The sequence below is a fragment of the Bacteroides sp. AM16-24 genome (assembly GCF_003471885.1).
In the GTDB taxonomy this organism is placed as follows: Bacteria; Bacteroidota; Bacteroidia; order Bacteroidales; family Bacteroidaceae; genus Bacteroides.
On sequence record NZ_QRKI01000004.1, the window covers coordinates 156140 to 177296 of the forward strand.

Here is a 21157-nt window from a genome sequence, read left to right on the forward strand (position 1 = left end):
TTTATGGTTTGATACTATCGGTTCGCACACTTCCAGTTTGGACACTATCGGTTCGCAAGCTGTCTGCAGGCGCTGTGGCATCATCATCCACATAGAAAATGCCTTCCGGCTTTCTTATTGTATAAATAGTCATTTGTTCATTGGAGTCAAAGCCATGTCCCGTGATGATACGGTCAGGCTGCTCAATACGGATAAACTGATCGGAATAGATAGTGTGTTTGTTCTGGTCCCAATATAACAGGTCAGTCTCAAACCTTTCACCTTTCAGATTCTGAATATCCACATTGCTCATCAGCTTCCACAGCTTTTGCTTCTCATAATAATACGCTGTATCTGCCTTTACACTCGCCTCCACATTGAATACTGAGTCGAATTTTTCCAGATAAACTCCTTTTTCGAATGCCCAATAGGGCGGATTTTTCCGGTCAAAGACCAGCCACTCTTCCGTATTGATACGATAGCGGGTGACACCGGAATCAGAGATCAAAGTCATGACTCCTTTCGTATCCATCACAGGCAATGAATCACGCTCTGTTATAGCATCTCCCATATCCTTATGACGTCCGGAACAGGCGGAAAATAAAAGAAGCATAACCACTGCCCCACAGGCAATGGTTATGCTCAAGCTTCTACAAAATAGAACGTTACTTCGTTTTGGTAACATATTTATATTTCTTATCGAACTGTTGTGCTTTCACCGATCCAGCCACCTATTGTAACGCGGTCCCCAGCTTTAATACCCAACATAAAGAGGTCTTCAGCTTTCGGTGTATAGCGTGCATACGTTGAAATCAATTCGTTTGCCTTATCAGCTACACTCGGATCTACGGCTTTAGCACGTTGCAACTTATCAATAACAACGAAGTATGTACACTTATTCAAAGCAGACTCGTCATTCCAGTTCGGGCTGGAAGCATAAAGCTGTGCAAGCAAGATATAAGCATCTCCAAAGTTTTCCTTGAAACCGATAGCTTTCTGCAAATAACTTCTGGCCTGTGACAACTTCTTACTATTAAACAAAGATGCAGCAACAATATAACATAATTGAGCCTTCTTTTCAGAGTCGCTTTCAAGACTCAATGCCTCATCAAAGTATTTGATAGCTGTATCAAAGTCACCTTTCTTATATGCCATATATCCACATCCTGTAGCAGCGTCAGCAGTAGGATTGATCTTATACATATAATAAGAAGCTTGGAAGTATGCTTCACTTTCAGTACATTTCATCATCTTCATGACAGCGATAGCCTTCTTCAAATAAGCAGAGTCCGTTTGATTGGCTTCAACTTTAGGACCATAAATACTTTGCAAAGATTCACAATCAGCAGTACCACTATTGATAAACATGGCTACAAGGTTATCTTTTACTTGTTGCAAAGCTTGTTTCTTAGCCGGATCATTTTCTGCAGCAATAGCAGCATCAACATATTCAGAGTCTGTCAGATAATCTTGGATAAATTGCTCCTTATGATTAGGATCAGCCTTCAACTTATTCAAAGACATATCCAGAAAATAGTGCAAGATAGGACTCTTGGAACCTTCTTTTTCTGCTTCAATAGACTCTTTCAACCATGCATAAGCCTGATTTACATCCAAATTAGGTGCATATGCAATATAACTAATAGCCTTACTTCCTTTCGTATCCCCTACAGTAGGTGTACCTTTCAAATGTTGGAAATTAGGTGTATATTGCATTCTCAGATCATATACTTCCATTAATTCATCAAAATACTTCTTGTAATCAGCAGAATTACGGTCTTTTATTTCATTTAAGAAAGCCGTCAATATTTTAATACCGTCATTAAAAGTATAAAATTTCAATGTCGGACATGCCTTCAGAACTTCTTTCCACGGCAAATAAGCATCCTTAAAGTTACCTGCTCTCACCGCTTCATGAGAAATACTACTGTTCTTATTACAATCTTCAGTCTGTGCGAAAGCGCTGGTTACTCCACCCGAAAGGAGCAAGACAGCTACAAGCGTTTTAATCTTCATTGTATTTAAATTTTAGTTGTTATATTGTCTATTCTTCAATTACTAATTACTGAACTTTACGTTTCCAGAACCATTGTTCATTGAATGTCACGCCAATACAAAGACGTAATGTATTCTCATTCAAAAATCTGCTTTCCGTACCTTGCATTCTCACATATTGTGCTGAAATACTCAATACAGAACGGCTACGCGGCAAAGGCAATCCAAAACCGGCAGTGACTCCATACTCATTCGCAGCACGCGCCCCATCTATCTTATAATAAGGTTTGGAATAATAAGCTCCCAAACGATATTTAATATGTGAAAGATAACTTCTTCCCAATAAATTAGGAACATACTCTGCACCCACAGCAATCTTGGCACGATTACAGAAAACATCCGGATTATTCATAAACGTCGTACTACTCCATTTCTGAAACATAACATCCGCACCCACTGTAAGGCGATTATCATATACATATGTCACACCGGCACCCAATGTCATAGGAATACCCATTGTCAATATTGTATCTTTTTGCGTCGTAGTATACCCCGTCGAAGAATTACCCTTCTGGTTTTGTATATACGCGTCATTATTTAAATCATGTCCCGGTGAAAAAACGACACCTAACGTAGCAACATGCTTCTTGCTGAACTGGTGTGTATATTGTGCACCGAAATCAAGTTTATAGCTTGTAATTTCCATGCCCGTAACCGTAGTCAAAGGCATTACAGTCGAATTAGACGGAAATGACTGGCTACGGGTATGTGTGATATCTCCCCAAAGATACGAAATGTTCGCACCAACAGAAAGATTTTTAAATATTTTAAAACCCGCACCCAAATAAAGTTGGTGTAAACCACCTTCACCGGCATAAGTCGTACTGGCTGAATTCTCCGGATATTCCGTGTTTTCCTGATAACTAGCCATTGTATAACCAACGTTGGAATAAGGCAACAATCCTATACTCATAGCTCCCCATTTGGAAAGGCGGAACTGCATAGTGATATAGTCAAAACTGGAGTTCTTGGCATTCTTTTTAACAGTTCCATCACTGAAGTTGGTATTCTGCATGGAAATCCCCCCATCAAACATAAAAGTCAACGAATCGACCGCCGTATAGGATGCCGGATTCGCAAAATTAGTCTGATACTTGTCACGTAAGCCATAAGCAATGCCACCCATTGCCTTACTATTACCCGACCCTTGGTCTGCCAGCTGTCCGTATCCGTATCGTGTATAGGGAGAATTTGTATTATTTTGAGCGACCGTCGCCCCAGATAATATCGTGAGCAAAAGCACCAAAAGTGTTTGTCTAAATCTTGTCATTATTATAGTTTAAAATTCGATTTAATCCTTTCAACACTAAAAATCTGTCTGCAAAGATGATACTTTTTAAGTTTGTATCAAAAGAAAAATCATCCCCGCCCGTTAAAAAAACCAAAAGTTCAGGATATTTATGTTTCATAGCCATTATGTAACCCGAAATTTCATATTCCATACCTTTCAGCACCCCAGCGCGGATGGCAGTCTCAGTATCCTTTCCCATCGGGAGTTCACGCCCTTCACGCCGCACCAGCGGCAAACGTCCGGTAAACTGGTGAAGTGCACGAAAACGCATTTGCAAACCGGGTGAAATATTCCCGCCGTGATAGCGTCCTTCAGCATCCACAAATTCGTACGTAATGCATGTGCCGGCATCAATCACCAAGATATTTCTGCCAGGAAACTGTTCGTTAGCAGCTACTACAGCCGCCATACGGTCATAGCCCAATGTCTGAGGAGTCTCATACAGATTTTCCACCGGTAACGGAGTCTTTTCATTCAGCCAGAGTACCGGTATAGGAAGTAATGCTAACTGCGCCAACACCTGTTCGCTCAAGTCTATTACGGTTGCAACAATCGCCTTTTCAAAGTGATATTTATGATAAATATCTTTCAGATGCTCCAAATTCTGTTTGGAGTCATATACCACTTCCAAAAGTGAAAAGCCGTCAAAGACAGCAACTTTTGCTACCGTATTTCCAATATCAATAACGAGATTCACTGAATACTGATTATTTTTCCGGGCGCAAAGATACTATTTTAATTGAATTGGTTTTCTTTTTTCTATCAATATTCATCATTAGCGTAAAGGAAGTCGAATGTAGCTTGATTATACTCGAATATTTCTTCCGGTTTAAAAAATCTTTTCAACTCCACTTCTGCAGCTTCAAGCGAATCGGAAGCGTGAACTATATTTTCCTGAAAGCTCATGCTGTAATCTCCGCGAATAGTGCCGGGAGCAGCCTTCCTTCCGTTGGTAGGACCTGTCAGTGTTCTTACGGCTTCAATCGCATCCACTCCCTCAAAACAACACACAATGACCGGGCATGCCATCATTGAATCCTTCACACGCTGAAAGAACGGCTTTGCACTTAAGTGGGCGTAATGCTCATTAAGTATTTCATCCGTCAGCTGCACCATCTTCATACCGGCTAGACGTAAGCCTTTACGTTCAAATCTATTTGTGATCTCACCTACCAAGCCTCTTTGCAGGGTGCATGGTTTCAAAATGACCAATGTTTTCTCCATCATAATATTCGATTCTTTTTTAAAAGTTATAAAACAACTCTTTTCCAAAAATACGACTTTTCCCTGAAATAAGCTCTTCGTTGAGTCTTTTTTATGTGAATTAGAGGCAAAAAGGATAAATAAGCAATTACTTAATCATAGAATTCAAAAGATTAATATTCTTACTAACTCAACATTGAATTACATAAATTACACCACATAACACCCAAAGAAGTAATATAACAAAGGACAGCAACATCCTTTTCCAATTATCTTTCACCCAGTTCATATCAGTACTAACACAAAGAAATAGAAGCAACATGCCGCCGATGGGGAAATATATCATTTGAAGCACTATTATCAGGACAACTGTCATCGCCAGACTCATATCAATAGATAAAACGACTAATACCAACACAAGAAACAGTGCAATATAACCAAACACACTCTTGATAAATATTATAAATGGATTACTTCTTATTTTTCCAAACGTAACAAACAAGACTAAAAGTAAAACTGGAATCAGATTTACAATAGCCACAATCCAATAAATATTTGCCTCAATAAAGTGTGACATAATTAAAAACACTTATCTTGATATAACCGAATCTAACATTTAGCAAAACAAAGCAGCCCATCTTACCTTACCATAAAACGCCCTATTGTAAAATACCAGTTTTCAGAAGGCAGTTTTTCGTCTCTTTGCCATTTTCCTTCCGTGGATAAGAGTATCTTCTTGATAAGTCCATCATAATCAAATTTAGAATTATCATATCCGCCTCTTTTTATAATTCTTATTTCCCGTATTTTAAGTTTATCATTAAAGAGGATAGTATAAAGACAAGAACCATTTACTTCATCACCATTATAATTAGCCCAATAAAGACTATCTTGATATTCTCTTAAAGACTCATTTCCACCTACGTAAGATATATCTGTAGATACCTTTTGAAATTCCTTTTTAATGTAATAGAAGACAGCATGTTTAGATGACTTAGTGGTATCTAATATTGATTTACATACAGGCAAAAAAGTCTCAACTTCAAAAAATGTACTACTTTGTACCTCTTTCTTATAAGGGCTGGTATCACTTGAGTAGATAACACTTTCATTCACTATTTTGCTTTGCCCATATAGCGATGCGGAAGCCATCATCAATAAAAAAGAAAATATAAATTTAATAGCCATATTCTTACCTTTTTAATATTATTCCATATCTAAACTCGTCATATCGCCAAAATAGAATGAACTTATCAATGCCCATACAACCTTAACATACATACAATCACCAAGAAATTTACGACTGTAAATATAGGCAATAGAATAGATATTTCGAAAAGAGAATATAAAAGAAATATAGTAACACATAAACAAACAGAATAGAAGAAACATACTACTAAAAACAGAATATCACAATTAGGATTCCTCAAGATTACTTTCAATAGGGATATTGTCAGCAGAATTACTGCAGCAATTATTGCACCTATAGACTGAATCGAAAGAAGAAAAACTCCTTGTAAGCCCCAATACAAAGGCAAAATAAAGTTTAATATATTTCTTTTTATCATTATCTATTTCTTTCTATTACATACCCTCGTAGATTATTTCAATTCATAATAAGCCTATTCATTGTTGACAATGGCAATGAATAAAAAATACACCAATAAAAAAATGTTGTGATAGCTATGAGTACAAACTCTATTATACAGAGATTTTTATTGTAACTCCCAAACGAAATAAAACGTTCTATTACAAGAACTATCACAGATAATATTATTATTAAAAGTGAAATTACATTTCCTATAGCCCCTTGGTTAACCCCACTGATAAATGGCATAGAAAAAAGATTATCTATAATTAATATCAGTGAATAAATAAGAATAGGAGTCAACCTTATTTTCTTTATTATTCCAATAAAATCATTCATCTGTTTTCAATATTTTTATGCGTTGCATATATTGTTTATTCGGATTGTTTTTAATGATCTCTTTAAATGAAATACTTGGAACAAAATTTCGCAAACATTTAATACCCTGTTCAGCCAAATAAAATATTCGACTGAACAAAATAATAAAGTCCAAATGATAATTTGTTTGTACTTACCCATAAAAACATCTGTATCACAAACGGGAAAATGCATACAATATAAATTAATATATAGAATAAGACTTCTAACCTTCTATGTTCTTTATACACAAATAGTATCTCAAAAATAGTATAAATAATAGCTGCATAGCACAAAATTAAAGCACCTCCCAATCCATTTCCACCTTGTGCTATTTCTATCACTTTACTATAATATCCCCACACAAGAAGATACAACAATGATATTATACAAAAAAATATATTTTTCTTCATTCCCCATCCTCCTTCAATGCCCATGAATCACCATTCCCTATATATTATATATACCTTTAATCACACTTTATTTACGAAATCAAAAGAGCAATAATTCACAGAAGCTTACTTAATAATACTTTTCCGCCATCAGGTGTACAGAACTCTCCGTTATCCAAAGATACATAACCTTCTCCCATTAATAAACACTTAGCTTCACCACCTTCATAGATCACATTACTGCAGTAAGTCGTCCGGGTAGTGGTATTTTATCTTATGTTCCACGCGCAGCTTTGTCCCGTCTGCCGCACAAGTATAAGTAATAGTACTCTGATCCTTAAACTTTATCAGTCTTGGCAAATTTAAGCAATTGTATTGAATATCCTCTATACCTTTGTTTAAATCTTGTGTTAAATTACCATTGGCATCATAAGCATATTCATTATCCTGTTTCACAGCATCTTTAAATTCGAATCCACCACCATAAGCAGAAGCTGTGGAGGCATCATCCACACGGTTCAGCTGATTACCGGTCAACGTCATCGTAAGGTTGCCAATCAGGCTGTAAGATATTCTTATTTAAAATAGTATTATTGAGCAGCCTTTTGTACCGTATAATAAATGGTGTTCCAGCTCGTTATGACAAGTGATATAGTCCAGATAAGAAATCCCTATCTCTGCAAATATTCATATTCAGAGATAGGGACAAATTAGATTAGTGGATTGAGAATCTTAGTACTCGATACAGTCGCATAATAATATCGAACGGAAGACATTACATATACTGTACTAATCTTCGATTTTTTTTAATTTAAATATTTCCAAATAATCAGGATCTTCATACATTTTTTTTTCGAAAAAAAAGCCACAGACTAAAACCACACGGATTTTCTTTCTCCAAATATATATGGACAGTTGAAATGCTAAGTTATAATAGACTTTATAGTGTCTAAAGTTTATCCCAGGTGCAACACTATAATAATCCTCATCTATATAATCTAAATGAAAAAGATTTAGTTGCAAAAATCGTTCTAAGTCCATTCCGATAAGTTCATATCCCTTAAAAATAAAGCTTTTATAACAACAAAATCCTGAAATTTTAGTTAGTCCTTTCGCTGTCCACACCCTAAGGCTTTCATCAAAAAACATATATAATGAATAATACTTACCTTCATTATTTTCATGTCGAATTCGGTGCCTCTCTACAGTATAAGGAAAAACAAGTTGCTCCCGCACATCTTCTCCAAATTTAAAGAATGCAGTCACTCCTTTCTTATTGTCTGCCACAATTCCCTGCTGGGGGATAAAAGTTATTTTACCGTTTTGTGTTCCCATGACTATGTTCCTCTCCTTTATTTTTAAATTCTCCATCTTCACGAATATGTCTCTTTTTATTTTTCATTCTATTTTTATCTTTCCTATTCAAATTTTTATTTTGTAGCTTATTGTCCAGTTCCCCCATTTTCTTCTTTGCTTTTTCCATAGTTCTTCCACTATCCCCATGCTTTTCATTTTTCTTACTATCAGTAGCCTCTTTCACATAGGCAGGAGACTCGTCTCCTTGAAGGAGTATCGGAATCGTTAATATAAGAGCACCCGAAGAAAGTGAAACACCCTCCATAGCTGGTGCTACAAGACCTCCAATCGGAATGGGTAAATCAATGGCATTACCCATTTCGAATTGACTGATTCTTTCTTCTGTAAACAAAGAAGCGCGAGGAGCAGCACCAGTAATAGCATCCACATCTGGAGCTACCAGAGGATTACCAGAAGTTACAGCAGGTTCTATTTCTATAGATAAATTGGGACTTAAAGGAGTCCATCCTTCAGTGACATTAGTTCCCGCTTTGACCCAATGATAATTACCATATTCGTCTCTATACCAATCCGCTCCCGTAGGATCTATCCTATTTATAGGATTACCTCCACAATAAACATAAGGAGAGGTCGGGTAATACTTTTCGGATGAAGGATCCACCGTAGTAAATCTCCCCAGCGCCGCATCATACATTCTCGCCCCATAATCATACCAGTTCAGCCCTTTCTTAGTATCCAGTTCCTTACCATTATACTTATAAGGCTGCACATTCTCCTCACTTGCAAAGACGCCTCCGAATGGATAATAATGGTTGATTTCTTCTACGCCACCGTTCTTGTTAACCAGTACCCGGTTGTTTCCCTGATGGTCCTTCAGGTAATAGTGATATTCCCGACCGTCTAAAGAGACATAACCTTCTTCCGTTAATAAACACTTGGCTGTACCATCCTCATAGATCACATTACTGCAGTAAGTCGTCCGGGTAGTGCTATTTCCTATCTTATGTTCCACGCGCAGCTTTGTCCCGTCTGCCGCATAAGTATAAGTAATAGTACTCTGATCCTTAAACTTTATCAGTCTTGGCAAATTTAAGCAATTGTATTGAATATCCTCTATACCTTTGTTTAAATCTTGTGCTAAATTGCCATTATCGTAGGTTGTTAACCAGACTGTAAAGAAGTTCTTGTTGAAAGGAGCATTGTTGAATATAGCTTTTGTGCCGTTAGAAAAGAACGCTCAAGCTCGTCATGATAAGAGATATAAGCCAAGAAGATCCCTACCTCTGTGTTTTGTTGTAAAAGGTAGGGATCATTCAATTAATTGATTGAAGATTTTAGTATTTCAGCCGGATAACATACTCGACTGAACGGACAGAAAATCAATCCATCGTCAATTTTCCATCCTCAATTCTTTTTAGATTTCTACTATCAGACAAGTCCCAATACCACCATTTATAAATATTATTCCTTTCTTTCTCAAATCTACGTTTATAAGCTACTCTAAATAAATTTAGAAATAAGACTACGGTTTTCTCTAATTCATAGGAGGGCAATCCTCCAATTTTATAAAGATTAGATTGTGACAAATCCTTTTTTAACAAAACACATGGTGTATAACTCTCCTTTAAACAACTATTACATATAGCTATTTTAATGTCTTCCTTTTTAGGCTTTGATTGCATTATCAAAGTTATGAGACCGTGAATAAAAGACCTTTTATAATCTTCTCCAAAGCTTTTATACAGAAGTACTAGTTGATCTAGATCTATTAGATCCTGACCGTACTTATTAATTAATATTTCATGCTCAAACTTCATAAACTATTATCGTGGATAAATTGTTATAAATGGTTTTGTTCTATCAAGAGGTTCCTTTATAAGATCTATATTCCGTGGTGTATTGTCTAATATAGACCGTGCGCCTGGAAGAGAATTTTTTATTTTATTCCAATTATGTTTATTTATTCCCTCAATAATATAGTCCCAATCAGAATATGCCGTTGCTGTACCAGACGCACGACTACCGACAACATTTATAGGCATATTTATTCGAGTTGCAGCATTTTCTATCCGAAGATATTCACTAGCTGTTAATGTATTGACACCAGTTTGAGTTGCAGCTTTAGCCCCACTTTTCCCTAATAAGTTCACTAAGCCCTTAGCTCCCCAGCCAAAAATCTTTCCTAAGGCAATTCCACCAAATTCGACAGCTGCATAACCCACCAAAGCTTGACCAACCGGTATCCCAATACTATTCAATGAACGATTTACAAGTCCATTGAACAGCCTTGACTTGGAAGCCTCCGATAACAGACTATTCTCACCAAGAAAAAGATTCTGCAACTTAGGGCTGGAAGCGATCAGATCAAAAGCATTGACAGGCTTGTTGGCTACAATACCACCGTTCTCATAGTAATTGACATACTTACTTTTACTGATTTCTATAGAGACCGAAGAACCGACCCATGTCCAGCCCTCAGTTATATTGTCTCCTCTTTCAGCCCAATGATAATTGCCGTCACTATCCTTATACCAATCCGCTCCTGTAGGATCTATCCTATTTATAGGATCACCTCCACAATAAACATAAGGAGAGGTCGGGTAATACTTTTCGGATGAAGGATCTACCGTAGTAAAGATTCCCAGCGCTGCATCATACTGCCTTGCCCCATAATCATACCAGTTCAGCCCTTTCTTAGTATCCAGTTCCTTGCCATTATACTTGTAAGGCTGCACACTACCGAGGTCAGCTATCAGACCGCCAAAAGGATAATAGTCATTACGCTCCTCAACCTGTCCCCCGCTACTCGTGGAGTTTCCCATCACCAGACGGACATTCCCCAAATGATCACGGTAGAAGTAATGGTATATACCGTCGCTCAAGGAAACATAACCCTCTTCGGTAAGAAGATACTTACGGACACCATTTTCATAGATCACGTTCCCACAATAGTCCATTGTCGTGGTAGTAGAACCCACTTTATACAATGTGCGGAGCTTCGTGCCGTCTGCCGCATACGTATAAGTAATGGTGCTGCCATCGCCGAACGTGACCTTGTTTGGCAAATTTAAATAATTATATTGAATTCCAACGATTCCTTTATTTAAATCTTTTGTTAAATTACCGTTGGCGTCATAAACGTATTCATTGTCCTGCTTTACAGCATCTTTAAATTCAAATCCACCACCATAGGCAGAAGCAGTGGCAGCATCGTCCACACGCGTTATCCGGTTGCCCTGCAGGCTGTAGGTCAGGCTGTCGATCAGACCGAAGCTGCCGGCACCCGTCTGGCCGTAACGACTGAGACCAAGAATGTTGCTGTTCTTGTCATAAGCGGTGACGTGCTCGGCAAAGTTCCCCGCAGGAAATTTAGGGTCATAGGCAGAGCCACTAAAATGAGCGTCGGTCAAACGGTTCAGCCCGTCGTAACGGAATTGGTAGTAACGCTCGCGAGGAGGACCGTTGAAGCTAGACTTCACACTGCTGATGTTACCATTGTAGCACTTTACAGGATTATCACCCGTATGGTAATAAAGCGATTCACCGAAGAAATTACCGGAGATGCTTGTCAAGAGGGCGCGCACATTATACTTGTATTCCTGCCGGTGAAGCGGAAGACCGTGCAGGTTCTTCTGCTCCAGACGTCCGAGGTCATCATAGATATAGTCTGCAAGGGTCACTTTAATACCGTTCAAGGTGTGTTCTACCTTAGCCAGCCGGTCATTGTGATCGTAACTGTAAGCATACGTCTCAGTCAACCTGTCATTACCGGCTGCGCTGTGAACATGTGTCACCACAGAAGGATTGCCACTGAAAGTATAAGCCGTTTCAGTTACATCAAACCCGTCAAGCAGATTATTTTGCACACTCTTCACCATACGTCCCTCTGCGTCATAATAATACGCAGTATAAATCCGGGAGAAACTGCCGGGAACAGCAACGGAGCTTCCGGTCAGCATGCCCTTGCCGTATTTTTTGTCAGCTTCATTTATGCTGTAAACAATATCGTCGAAGCCGGTAGTACCTAAAAAGCCATACCCATCATAACAGTTAGAAAGTTGGAGTTCGGAAACAGAATGATTTTCTATACTCTCAGTCTCCCCCTGTTCGGTCAGACGGCCGAACTTGTCATACAGATAATAAGTCCATTTCTTGGTAGCCTGCGCCCGTTGGTTGCCATCCTGGGAGTAGACCAGCTGGTCCGCGTCATTGTATGTATATTCCACAAAATCAGCACCCGGAAGTATCTTCTTCGTACAACGTCCGCGAGCATCATATTCATATTGGAAAGCATACTTGCCAAGATCCGCCGACTCCTGATATTTGGGCTGAAGCACAAAGCAAAGATTCCCCTTATCATTATATATATAATAGGTGTCATGTTCCTCGCTGTTGTTCATCTGGCGGGTAAGCACCGTGCGCCCCTGTTTGTCGGTGAAGGAATAGCTTACGTTCAGGTCTTCGTCCGTAGTCTTCACTACAGAAAGTTCGCCCGAAGTATAGAAAGTAGTAGAATTACCGGTCAGCCCTCCTGTAGAGCTTACGCCATACTTGATACACTTCAATGGGGAAGCATTCGTATTCAGCAGATACTCCGTCTTTACCGGGCGCTCGGCATTATACCAGGCTGCTCCCGGGCCATATTGTGCTGTAAGGCGGTTTAGCGGCGAAGCTTTATAAACCGGCTGGCTGTAAGGCCGGCTGTCATTGTCGTAATTTCCAGGTGCACTGCTCTTGATACTGGCGGGAGCAAGATAATCGGAAGAACCGGCAAACACTGGCAGCCAACTGTTCCATTCGCGTCCGGCAGCATCATATTCCTGCAGGGTGGCAAGGTTCTTGTTTACGGGCAAACCACTCTGCACCGCTTTCTCTACCGTCTGGAAAGGACGTCCCAGTCCATCGTAATAAGTGATATTGTCCAGATAGGACGTTCCTGTCCCATTCAGCATCGTGCGACTGAGCACGTAGTTCCGGTAGTCATCCTGTGCATTCAGGGCACAACCGACTATCAGGAATAATAGGAATATACTAAATCGTTTCATACGCATTGTTTCTTTTTAGGGTTAGTCGTAAAGATTATATTTATACTGCATCACAGCCTTGCTCTCATGGTTCTTTACCAGAGACAGCCTCCGGTAATCATCATATACGTAGCCGGTAGTTTTACCGTTGGCATCCGTCATACCCGTCATGCCCACTTGCGGCAGATAAGTATAGGTGGTGACCAATACGTCTTTGGAGGCAAGGGCATTTCGAATGGAAGCCAGCCGGCTCTCAATATCCGAAGGGCGGGTCAGCGTGTTTGGCAATCCGACCGAGGCACTGCTCAACCAGCCGGTCACATCGCTGTAATCCGCACCTTCTATCCGTGCCACAGGATACTGGTTGCCGTACGACCACAAGTAAGTATACTTCAGGCCATTCTCACGTGTTTTCTCGGATACAAGTAGCCGGTTAGCATCATACGTACGCCACAGGTAGGCTGTGAATGTGAAAGGTGTATCCTTGTTGAAAGCAATCTCCGTAGCCGTGGTTTCCGCACGGTAAGCAGTCTCCGGCTGGCCGTATGCATTGTACTTGGTCTGCTCACCCGATACCAGGCGCCCACCTTTGTACGAGCGTACATCTACCGGAAGGAGGATGTGCTTATCCTTCATTGTCTGAAGGGCTGCATTGGCAGTAGAAGTGTAATCGTGCGGATAATAATACTTTGTCACAATCCCGCTACCATCACTTGCCGTTTCCTTCACTTCCGACACCAGCTTATGATAATCCGGGGCATACGTATATTCTTTCGTGGTACGTAAGACCCCACCCTTGTCGCCATAAACCTCATGAGTCTCCTGTGCCAACCGTGATCGTCCGGTTGTCAAGTAATCCCGGGCAAAGAGAAACTCGTATTCATTGAATTGCACCGCCTTGCCTCCGGCTTCCACGCCCAGCAGACACTCCTCATAGGTCATATAGTCAGCCTCCACCAGCCAGCCGTCTTCGCCATACACCTCACGCTTCTCCAACTGCCCGCGCATCCAGCCCAGGTCGACGTCCGTCATGAAAGGGAAAGTGTAAGAAGTAGCCGTGCCCCCCAAAATAGTGGAAGGGATTACCCCGCCCGAATTTATGTAGATGTAGGAAGAACGGAACCAGTCGGGAGCCGTGACATCATCCCCCGGTCGGATATAGGGTTCATGGTTCGTTTCATAAGTATAGGTATACTCCGTGCGTCCCTGCCCGCTTATGTATTCCGTCACATTGGGGTACATGAAGTCACCTTCCACACCCAGAGTCAGGGCTGGGAAAGATGTGATTTGCAGGATATCCGGTGAATCAATGAGGTCGGCAGGAACTCCGTAGCCTGCCAGATAATCCCTGCACACTCCCAAATGGCTGTATTCGTCAAGATCCTGATGATACCAGACATGATACAAATTTTCCACCAGATGATACTTGCTCTCTCCCCACGAATAATAAGGATACTCGTAGTTACGGATTTTCTGGTTGCCATTCTCATCATTGTCTGTTATCTTCTTGACGCGCAGGCCGCCGATGCCGATTTTCCCTAATGTATAGTTGACATCGTGCGTTTCGAAATCAAAGTCCGTATAGCCGCCCGTGGGATACGTGATTCTCTTCAAAGTACAGGCCTTGACCGCCTCAGTATCCATATCCCGGCTACCGCCACCGGTTACCTTATAACTGTTCATCCATGCCGTCTCCATGCTGCCGTAAGCCAACTCCCTGTACCACGGGTCAATGTAGAAAGGTTCATTCGCCGCGTTATTCGCAAAAATGGTCTTGTTATCCGTATAATTATAGTATCCCCAGTGGTCCTGGCAAGGCGACAACCGGTAAGGCAATGCATATATATTATCCGTCTTGGAACCACCGTCTCCATAATATGAAAAACGATAGGGAGGAAGTGCCGATGTGTCTGTAGACGGAAGTTCCTGTACTTTCTCCAGACGCAGGCGATAGTTCAGGTATTGGTAATATGAAGCGGCTATTTTATGCCTTTCATCCGGTTCAAAGTAGCCATAGAACAGTTTGTACTTTTTATAAATGTCGTTTGCCGAATTATAAGAAGTGATACTCTCAAGCATGCTCCCCCGTATGCTGTGGGCATCCTTACGGTTCTCGCTGCTGCACGTAAAGTCGATGTGTGCTCCCGAAGAAGCAGTAATGCGGCTGACCACAAGTCCGGTTATCCCTTCATTGGAGTTATCGACAATGGCAGGCCGCAGGTAGCTGGGGGGAATCTCATGCGTATTGAGATCTTTATTGAGGGTCATATAGCAAGAATCATCAATGCGGTGGATGACACTCGTTCCCAGCGTACCGCCACTTACATAAGTGAAAGTGATGCTGCCCCCGGCAGGACTTGTAATAGACGAAAGATACCATCCGGAAGTGCAGTTATCCTTTATCGCACCGTAATAAGCGTATTCCTTATCCTTAAAAAGATATACTACCCCTTTTTCGTCCGTAATCTTGAAAGTGCCGTCCGGCTGGAACTCTATGATACAGTCATCCTGATTGATCATACGCCCTTTTCCGTTTTCATCCAGGTAGAACTTTCCGGTTCTTCCGCAGAAATTGAAAAAGAAGATATCCGGTGCAGGATCGAAGCTGTTAGGTCTCAGGTCGGCCGCACTCACCCAGTTGCTCCTTTCGGCTTTGATGTATTGGTCCATGGTTTCCACATGATCATTTTTAAAGCGCAGATTCACACGACGCATCTTTCCCGTCTTGGCATCCATCTCGTCGGGTGCTCCCCGAAGCTGGCAAGTGATCATGCCGCCTGCATTCAGGCTCCATCCCAGGCCTACCCACGAGGCTTCCTGGTCTACCTTGATACCTGATGCGTAATAGCTTAGTGAAACATCCACCTTGATGTCGCGGTCGCTGATGGAGGTCAGCGGAAGGTTGATTTGCGGAAGACCGGTGCTGTAGTCAACGGGCAGGTCACCGTAGCGGGCAAAGGCATACGTATTGGGGGTGTAGAACTGTTGCAGTTCCTGACCTCCCTGTGCATGGGCAAGGGTGCCCAACGCTAATAATAGAATAAATAGAATATTTCTCATAATGATTATCTGTTGTAAATGGATTAATTGATTGAAGCAAGTACTATCTCAAATGAGATGGTACTTGCTAATTCATTAAGACAGTGCTTACTAATTCATTGCATTCGCCCCTACCACCCCGGCTATTGCCGAAGCTACAGCGATGACGACTTTCAGGATCATATCCCAAACTGATTTATTGATCTTCATACTTTTTGAGTTTATAAGTTTTTGTTTTTTTGAGTTCATAAGGCTCACAATTCCGTAGCCACCTCGAAGCACGGGCATACCTTCACCCACTCCTCCGGCTCCACCACCCCGTCTCCATTCCTGTCCGGACTGAGATCGCGATGACCGCAGACGCGCACTTCGCCATGGAAACGGCGCAAAAGTTGATGTACCAGCAGTCGCAAGGCGGCACGCTGTTCCGGTGTACGGGTATCCTTCGGGCACCCCCGGGCATCCAGCCCGCCTTCATAGCAAATTCCGATACTATACTTATTGTACCCCTTCACATGTGCCCCTGCAAGAGCCAATGGACGGGTTCTCACCACCGTACCATCCCTGCGGATGTAGTAATGGTAACCGATATCACTGAAACCACGGCTGAGGTGCACGGCGCGGAGAGCCTCTACCGTAAAAGGACGGTCCTCGCGGGTGGCGCTGCAATGCACCACGATGTAGTTGATTGTTCTCATGTAATTTAATGTCTAATGATGAATAGCTGCGCAGCCTTTCATTTTTAATTCTTTAATCTTTAATTTCTAAAGCCCTCGGCTTTAGACCTTATCCCAGCGGGTCATCTTCGATGCCACCGTCGCCACCGGAACCGCCACTATTGCCACCACCGCCTTCGGAACCACTGCCTTCGTAAGCGTCATTCTTCAGGCAGATACTGTTGGTCACACGGGTACCGTCCGCACTGCGGAAAGCAAGATAAACGGCCAGCGCATCGTCAGCCCAGTTATCGGGCAAGGCCAGTTCGGCAGTAGCATCGGCACGGGCGGCAGCATTAAGGTCGTAGACGGCCTCCCCGCGAGCCTTGTTGTAAACCAACGGCATAGCCATGTCGTCAGCCTCGGCATCACCCATCTTGCTGTTGTCCTTCCACGTCAGAGTCAGCTTGCCGTCCGCCACGGAAGCCGAAGCGTTGAAGACAGGCATCAGGCTGCCACGGGCCACCAGCGCATGTTCATAATTAATGGCAAGATCGGGCGCAGACCCGCTGATTGCATAGCGCAAATTGTAGGACATCGCTGCATTGAAAGGCGTACACTTCAAAGCATAAGTCTTGTACCCTTCGCGAACGTAAGGGGTAATGGAACGCAGAAAATTCAAGCTCATGGCAAACTTGCCGCGTTGTGTTTGTTGTTTCGGGGTACGTGGATTGCTGACACTGATGGCCATTGCACGCATATAACTCACGTCTTTCCAAGTGCTACCGATCACGGTACCCACTTTTCCGCTGAATCCTCCAAGGATTCCTTGTTTGATTTCTCCCATAATTGTCATATTTTTAGGGATCAGGACCGGACAATGCGTCCAAGTCTCAAAGCTGAAACGGACAAGCGGCAGCAGGCAAGCACTATGCTTCTGCAGCAGCACGGTCATGCAAGCGCATCCGCCGTTCAGCTGTCACAAAGGTAAAGCGGAAAGAAGGGGGATTCCTGAAACGTGTGATTTTTGCGTCGGTTTGCGTCAAATAGCTCTGTAGCTCATAGCCCTGTAGCTTGTAGCCCTGTAACTACTTGCCAAACCGTCAAAATGCCAAATTGCCAAACTCCTCCCGGATGACATTCCGGTCCGCCACCTCCACCCGCCGCTCTTGGCAGTGATGACGCACCAGGCGGTCGGTATGCGACAGTACAAGCGGCAAGGGATTACCATCCAAACACTCCGGATTGGCCCAAACTAACTGGCAGGCCTGTACCAGCACTCCCTCCACCTCCTCCGGGGAAAGTGAAAGCAACTGTCCATCCGGACATAAGCACTTCAGGTTGACTTCGAGCGGATAAGGATAGAAGCCGCCACGAGAACCGGGAGAAGGAACAAAGTCCCGGCAAAAAAGAAGAAAAGTATCATCATCCAGGCGCAAGCAAGTACCCGCAGGAGGCATACCTCCCGGTGCGTCAGGGGCATAATGCCGAAGTTGGGCGCCCGTTGTACGTCGCACCCGTACCCATACCACCGGCACAGCCGCCGGGAACTTCCCCATCCACGCCACAAAAGAAGCCAGCGGCTCTACAGGAAAGTCGTGATGGCAATAAATCACCAAGCGCTCAGGCGGACGGTTGTCGTGGGCGGTACAAAAACGTCCGTAAGCCATCTGGAAATATTCCGGAAAGAACAACGGGAATCGTTCGGCAGGCTTGCAGAGATCGCAATGACAGAACTGCAAAGGATCATTATAGAACGTCGCCGCACAGAAAGGTTCAAAGCTCTGCGAAAGGCGCGAATGTGAACATCCTACGATGAGGTCGGTATTCTGCGAAGCAAAGCATCGGGGCACCCAGGGCACACCGCCCATCTGTACCAGCAAACGCGAGGCCACCGTAGGCAGGTGTCTGCTGAAAGCCTCACCCCCAATGGCATGTAGCGGAACAGGTCCCCAATAGAATGCCCCCAATGAACGAACCAGCCTGCGAAGCCGGACTGAAAGTTGCTGCCGGAGCAGCGTACCGGCAACACTGCCCGAAGGTGTGAGCAGACAATAAAGCCGTCCGACGCCGGGCGCATCCATCCCCGACTGATGATAAAGTGCCTGTGTCAGTGTATCTACGGCATGATCGTCCACATCGTATGGCACCCACCTGTCCACATCTCCCACAGGTTCCACTGCCATCAGGGAGGCAGTGGGAGCAAAAAGCTGGAAAAGCCGACGGGCAGTCTCCAGCTCTCCCCGTGGATAGAGCATCGTGATGTTGAGATAACGGTATCGTCCCGGCTGGCGGGCACCGTAAAGAGGAAAAGCACTGCGGGGAGCACTCCCCTCTCCCGATGATCCGAACCGTAACAAGCGATGGTCGGCATTCGTATTCAGCAGGCAATCGGCAGACACTTCATTCAATCGGAGCGATACGTGAAGGGGACACCCCTCCACCTCACCGCCTCCGGGGAAACAAAGTGACAGCAATCGTTCCACCTCCTGACGCAAAACATCATAAGGGCCGGCAGAAACCGCCGCCTGCTGTTCCGTATGGAAAGAGACTCCCAACCGGGCAGTCAAAGCAGGAGTGAGCACGGCATACGCACGGTTCAGGCTTCCCATGGGCCCGCGACTGAGCGAACCGTGCGGCACCACCCACCCGTCTACAGCCACCAAACGGGGGGAAGCTCCCACCAATCCCATTTCCGACAAAGGGATGCTCGTGTATATTTGTTCAGGAGGAAGCACCTCCACTGCGATCCGGCAATCCGTAGCGGTGGAGGAAGTAGCAGCAGAAGCAGGAAGAAGCGGACGGAAGGAAATGCGACTGTAACAAATTACGTTTTCAGCCTGTTGGGACAATGTATCTTGAAACCATATTTCCAGTACATCGGGACAAGGTGTGTGATAAAACTTCCGTGCATTGCCCGTTGCACCTTCAACCGGACCACCCGTAAGAGCGATCAGCCATCGGCAGAGGGCTGGCGGCGTGATGCCGCAGGTGCCGGCATCGAGCACGGCTTGCAAGAGAAGCTCTTTCATAGCATTATCACTTCAAGACAAAAGTATTCTAATGCAAATGTAAGGATTTTATTTTTATATACCAAGTTCTTACCATCTCCGTGTCAAGTCCATACCAACTCCGTACCAAGTCCATAGTCATAGACACGGAGATGGTACGGAGATGACAGGGGGCAGACAGGGAATTAGCAGAATTCCCCTTCCTCCTGACTTTATAAAATTAAAATAAAACCAGCATCAGTTTTGTATTTCAGAAAAATAGTTTTACCTTTGCAACAACATGCTTACCCCGCTTCCCGTCAGATCAGCGCGCTTAGGGTAAGCCTTTTATTTTTTATACCCCAATGACTAAAATCCCTTATCCTAAACAACTCATATCTTTTACGGCCCAAATAGCTCTGCTTAAACAGCGTGGGCTTGTTTTCACTGATGAGACCCAAGCCTTACACCTGTTACACAATATCAGTTATTACCGTTTGAGCGGCTACTGGTATCCTCTATTGGCAGACAAACCAAACCACCAGTTCAAACCCGGAAGTACATTTGACGCTGCTTACAACATCTATAAATTCGATAGTGAGCTTCGCAAGCTAATTATCACAGAACTGGAGAAAATAGAAGTAGCTGTGCGTACACAAACCGCCTATATCCTCTCTTCACAATGGGATGGATATTGGTTTACCGATGCTTCCCGTTTTAATAATCCAATGCGCCATGCTCATATTTTATCAAAGATAAACGAAGAATACCAACGTAGCGATGAAGAATTTGTAACAGCTTTCAGATCAAAGTATTCTGATTCTTTTCCACCAAGTTGGATAACTATGGAAATAACTTCTTTCGGCACATTGTCTATTCTATACAACAACCTGCTTCCCGGAAGAGCCAAGCGAAGTATTGCAAGCTATTTTGGGCTACCCGATACCGTTTTTGCTTCATGGTTGCATAGTATCGTGTATATCCGTAATATTTGCGCCCATCATTGTCGATTATGGAATAGGACACTTAGCATCCGCCCCCTGATGCCCCGTTCACCACACCAACCATTTATTGCACTTCCCGCAAGCGGCACACGACAGGTCTATTTTCTATTAAGCATGATTGTTTACCTGTTAGATATAATCAACCCCAACCACTCGTTTGTCGAAAGGTTCAGGAGCTTACTTTCTGCCTATCCCTCGATAGATACCCGTGCCATGGGTTTTCCGGTTAACTGGGAAAACGAAGTTATCTGGAAATAAGCAT

16 protein-coding genes and 1 pseudogene are annotated in these 21157 nt (G+C 43.1%); 1 reads left to right on the forward strand and 16 read right to left on the reverse strand.

The genetic code is table 11. The annotated features are described in order from the left end of the window. Window position 1: 1 nt before the first annotated feature. The 16 genes and pseudogenes from lptC to DW182_RS07040 form a co-directional block, all read right to left on the reverse strand. Entirely contained in the window at window positions 2-664 is a 663-nt protein-coding gene (gene lptC / locus DW182_RS06955) for an LPS export ABC transporter periplasmic protein LptC (protein ID WP_117691620.1), read from the reverse strand. Window positions 665-675: 11 nt separating this feature from the next. Then, the gene (locus DW182_RS06960) at window positions 676-1995 is read right to left on the reverse strand and encodes a tetratricopeptide repeat protein (RefSeq protein ID WP_117706596.1); all 1320 of its coding nucleotides are present in this window, start codon (window positions 1993-1995) and stop codon (window positions 676-678) included. A gap of 46 nt (window positions 1996-2041) precedes the next feature. Continuing rightward, complete coding sequence (locus DW182_RS06965) at window positions 2042-3304, reverse strand: hypothetical protein (protein ID WP_117706598.1); 1263 nt, start codon at window positions 3302-3304, stop codon at window positions 2042-2044. Then, window positions 3291-4022, reverse strand: coding sequence for a type III pantothenate kinase (locus tag DW182_RS06970; RefSeq protein ID WP_007666214.1), 732 nt, complete (start codon window positions 4020-4022; stop codon window positions 3291-3293). The genes DW182_RS06965 and DW182_RS06970 overlap by 14 nt, the downstream gene beginning before the upstream one ends. A gap of 65 nt (window positions 4023-4087) precedes the next feature. After that, window positions 4088-4552: a nucleoside-diphosphate kinase gene (gene ndk / locus DW182_RS06975; RefSeq protein WP_022392038.1), complete on the reverse strand. Its 465-nt coding sequence runs from the start codon at window positions 4550-4552 to the stop codon at window positions 4088-4090. 615 nt (window positions 4553-5167) lie between these two features. Continuing rightward, window positions 5168-5716 (reverse strand): hypothetical protein, encoded by a 549-nt coding sequence (locus DW182_RS06985; RefSeq protein ID WP_171032145.1) that lies wholly within the window; start codon window positions 5714-5716, stop codon window positions 5168-5170. A gap of 1386 nt (window positions 5717-7102) precedes the next feature. Beyond that, entirely contained in the window at window positions 7103-7408 is a 306-nt protein-coding gene (locus DW182_RS07000; RefSeq protein ID WP_199678558.1) for a hypothetical protein, read from the reverse strand. A 246-nt stretch (window positions 7409-7654) separates the two neighbouring features. Continuing rightward, on the reverse strand, window positions 7655-8200 hold the full coding sequence (locus DW182_RS07005) for a hypothetical protein (RefSeq protein WP_147400114.1): 546 nt from the start codon (window positions 8198-8200) through the stop codon (window positions 7655-7657). A gap of 556 nt (window positions 8201-8756) precedes the next feature. Continuing rightward, window positions 8757-9338, reverse strand: a pseudogene (locus tag DW182_RS22425) (RHS repeat-associated core domain-containing protein); the annotation flags it as partial. A gap of 223 nt (window positions 9339-9561) precedes the next feature. Then, window positions 9562-9999, reverse strand: coding sequence for a DUF5958 family protein (locus DW182_RS07015; protein ID WP_118295087.1), 438 nt, complete (start codon window positions 9997-9999; stop codon window positions 9562-9564). A 6-nt stretch (window positions 10000-10005) separates the two neighbouring features. Then, window positions 10006-13227, reverse strand: a complete 3222-nt coding sequence (locus tag DW182_RS07020) for a DUF6443 domain-containing protein (protein ID WP_233564095.1) — start codon at window positions 13225-13227, stop codon at window positions 10006-10008. 21 nt (window positions 13228-13248) lie between these two features. Next, a complete protein-coding gene (locus DW182_RS07025; RefSeq protein ID WP_147400115.1) occupies window positions 13249-16266 on the reverse strand; it encodes a hypothetical protein in 3018 nt (1005 codons plus the stop codon). Window positions 16267-16356: 90 nt separating this feature from the next. Next, window positions 16357-16449 (reverse strand): smalltalk protein, encoded by a 93-nt coding sequence (locus DW182_RS22125; RefSeq protein WP_158580793.1) that lies wholly within the window; start codon window positions 16447-16449, stop codon window positions 16357-16359. 50 nt (window positions 16450-16499) lie between these two features. Next, complete coding sequence (locus tag DW182_RS07030) at window positions 16500-16943, reverse strand: N-acetylmuramoyl-L-alanine amidase (RefSeq protein WP_118295090.1); 444 nt, start codon at window positions 16941-16943, stop codon at window positions 16500-16502. Window positions 16944-17031: 88 nt separating this feature from the next. Next, window positions 17032-17856: a DUF6266 family protein gene (locus DW182_RS07035; RefSeq protein WP_233564096.1), complete on the reverse strand. Its 825-nt coding sequence runs from the start codon at window positions 17854-17856 to the stop codon at window positions 17032-17034. A gap of 148 nt (window positions 17857-18004) precedes the next feature. After that, window positions 18005-19933, reverse strand: a complete 1929-nt coding sequence (locus DW182_RS07040) for a hypothetical protein (protein WP_118295091.1) — start codon at window positions 19931-19933, stop codon at window positions 18005-18007. A 323-nt stretch (window positions 19934-20256) separates the two neighbouring features. Between DW182_RS07040 and DW182_RS07045 the strand changes: the two genes are divergently transcribed. Further along, on the forward strand, window positions 20257-21153 hold the full coding sequence (locus DW182_RS07045; RefSeq protein ID WP_118295092.1) for an Abi family protein: 897 nt from the start codon (window positions 20257-20259) through the stop codon (window positions 21151-21153). Window positions 21154-21157 lie beyond the last annotated feature (4 nt).

What these genes read in the sequence shown, in the direction of transcription:
- DW182_RS06985 (WP_171032145.1), bottom strand. Translation starts at nt 5,716, where the DNA reads ATGGCTATTAAATTTATATTTTCTTTTTTATTGATGATGGCTTCCGCA.
- DW182_RS07035 (WP_233564096.1), bottom strand. Translation starts at nt 17,856, where the DNA reads ATGACCGTGCTGCTGCAGAAGCATAGTGCTTGCCTGCTGCCGCTTGTC.
- ndk (WP_022392038.1), bottom strand. Translation starts at nt 4,552, where the DNA reads ATGATGGAGAAAACATTGGTCATTTTGAAACCATGCACCCTGCAAAGA.
- DW182_RS07040 (WP_118295091.1), bottom strand. Translation starts at nt 19,933, where the DNA reads ATGAAAGAGCTTCTCTTGCAAGCCGTGCTCGATGCCGGCACCTGCGGC.
- DW182_RS07005 (WP_147400114.1), bottom strand. Translation starts at nt 8,200, where the DNA reads ATGGGAACACAAAACGGTAAAATAACTTTTATCCCCCAGCAGGGAATT.
- DW182_RS06965 (WP_117706598.1), bottom strand. Translation starts at nt 3,304, where the DNA reads ATGACAAGATTTAGACAAACACTTTTGGTGCTTTTGCTCACGATATTA.
- DW182_RS07020 (WP_233564095.1), bottom strand. Translation starts at nt 13,227, where the DNA reads ATGAAACGATTTAGTATATTCCTATTATTCCTGATAGTCGGTTGTGCC.
- DW182_RS07025 (WP_147400115.1), bottom strand. Translation starts at nt 16,266, where the DNA reads ATGAGAAATATTCTATTTATTCTATTATTAGCGTTGGGCACCCTTGCC.
- DW182_RS07015 (WP_118295087.1), bottom strand. Translation starts at nt 9,999, where the DNA reads ATGAAGTTTGAGCATGAAATATTAATTAATAAGTACGGTCAGGATCTA.
- DW182_RS06960 (WP_117706596.1), bottom strand. Translation starts at nt 1,995, where the DNA reads ATGAAGATTAAAACGCTTGTAGCTGTCTTGCTCCTTTCGGGTGGAGTA.
- DW182_RS07045 (WP_118295092.1), top strand. Translation starts at nt 20,257, where the DNA reads ATGACTAAAATCCCTTATCCTAAACAACTCATATCTTTTACGGCCCAA.
- DW182_RS07030 (WP_118295090.1), bottom strand. Translation starts at nt 16,943, where the DNA reads ATGAGAACAATCAACTACATCGTGGTGCATTGCAGCGCCACCCGCGAG.
- DW182_RS07000 (WP_199678558.1), bottom strand. Translation starts at nt 7,408, where the DNA reads ATGACGTTGACCGGTAATCAGCTGAACCGTGTGGATGATGCCTCCACA.
- lptC (WP_117691620.1), bottom strand. Translation starts at nt 664, where the DNA reads ATGTTACCAAAACGAAGTAACGTTCTATTTTGTAGAAGCTTGAGCATA.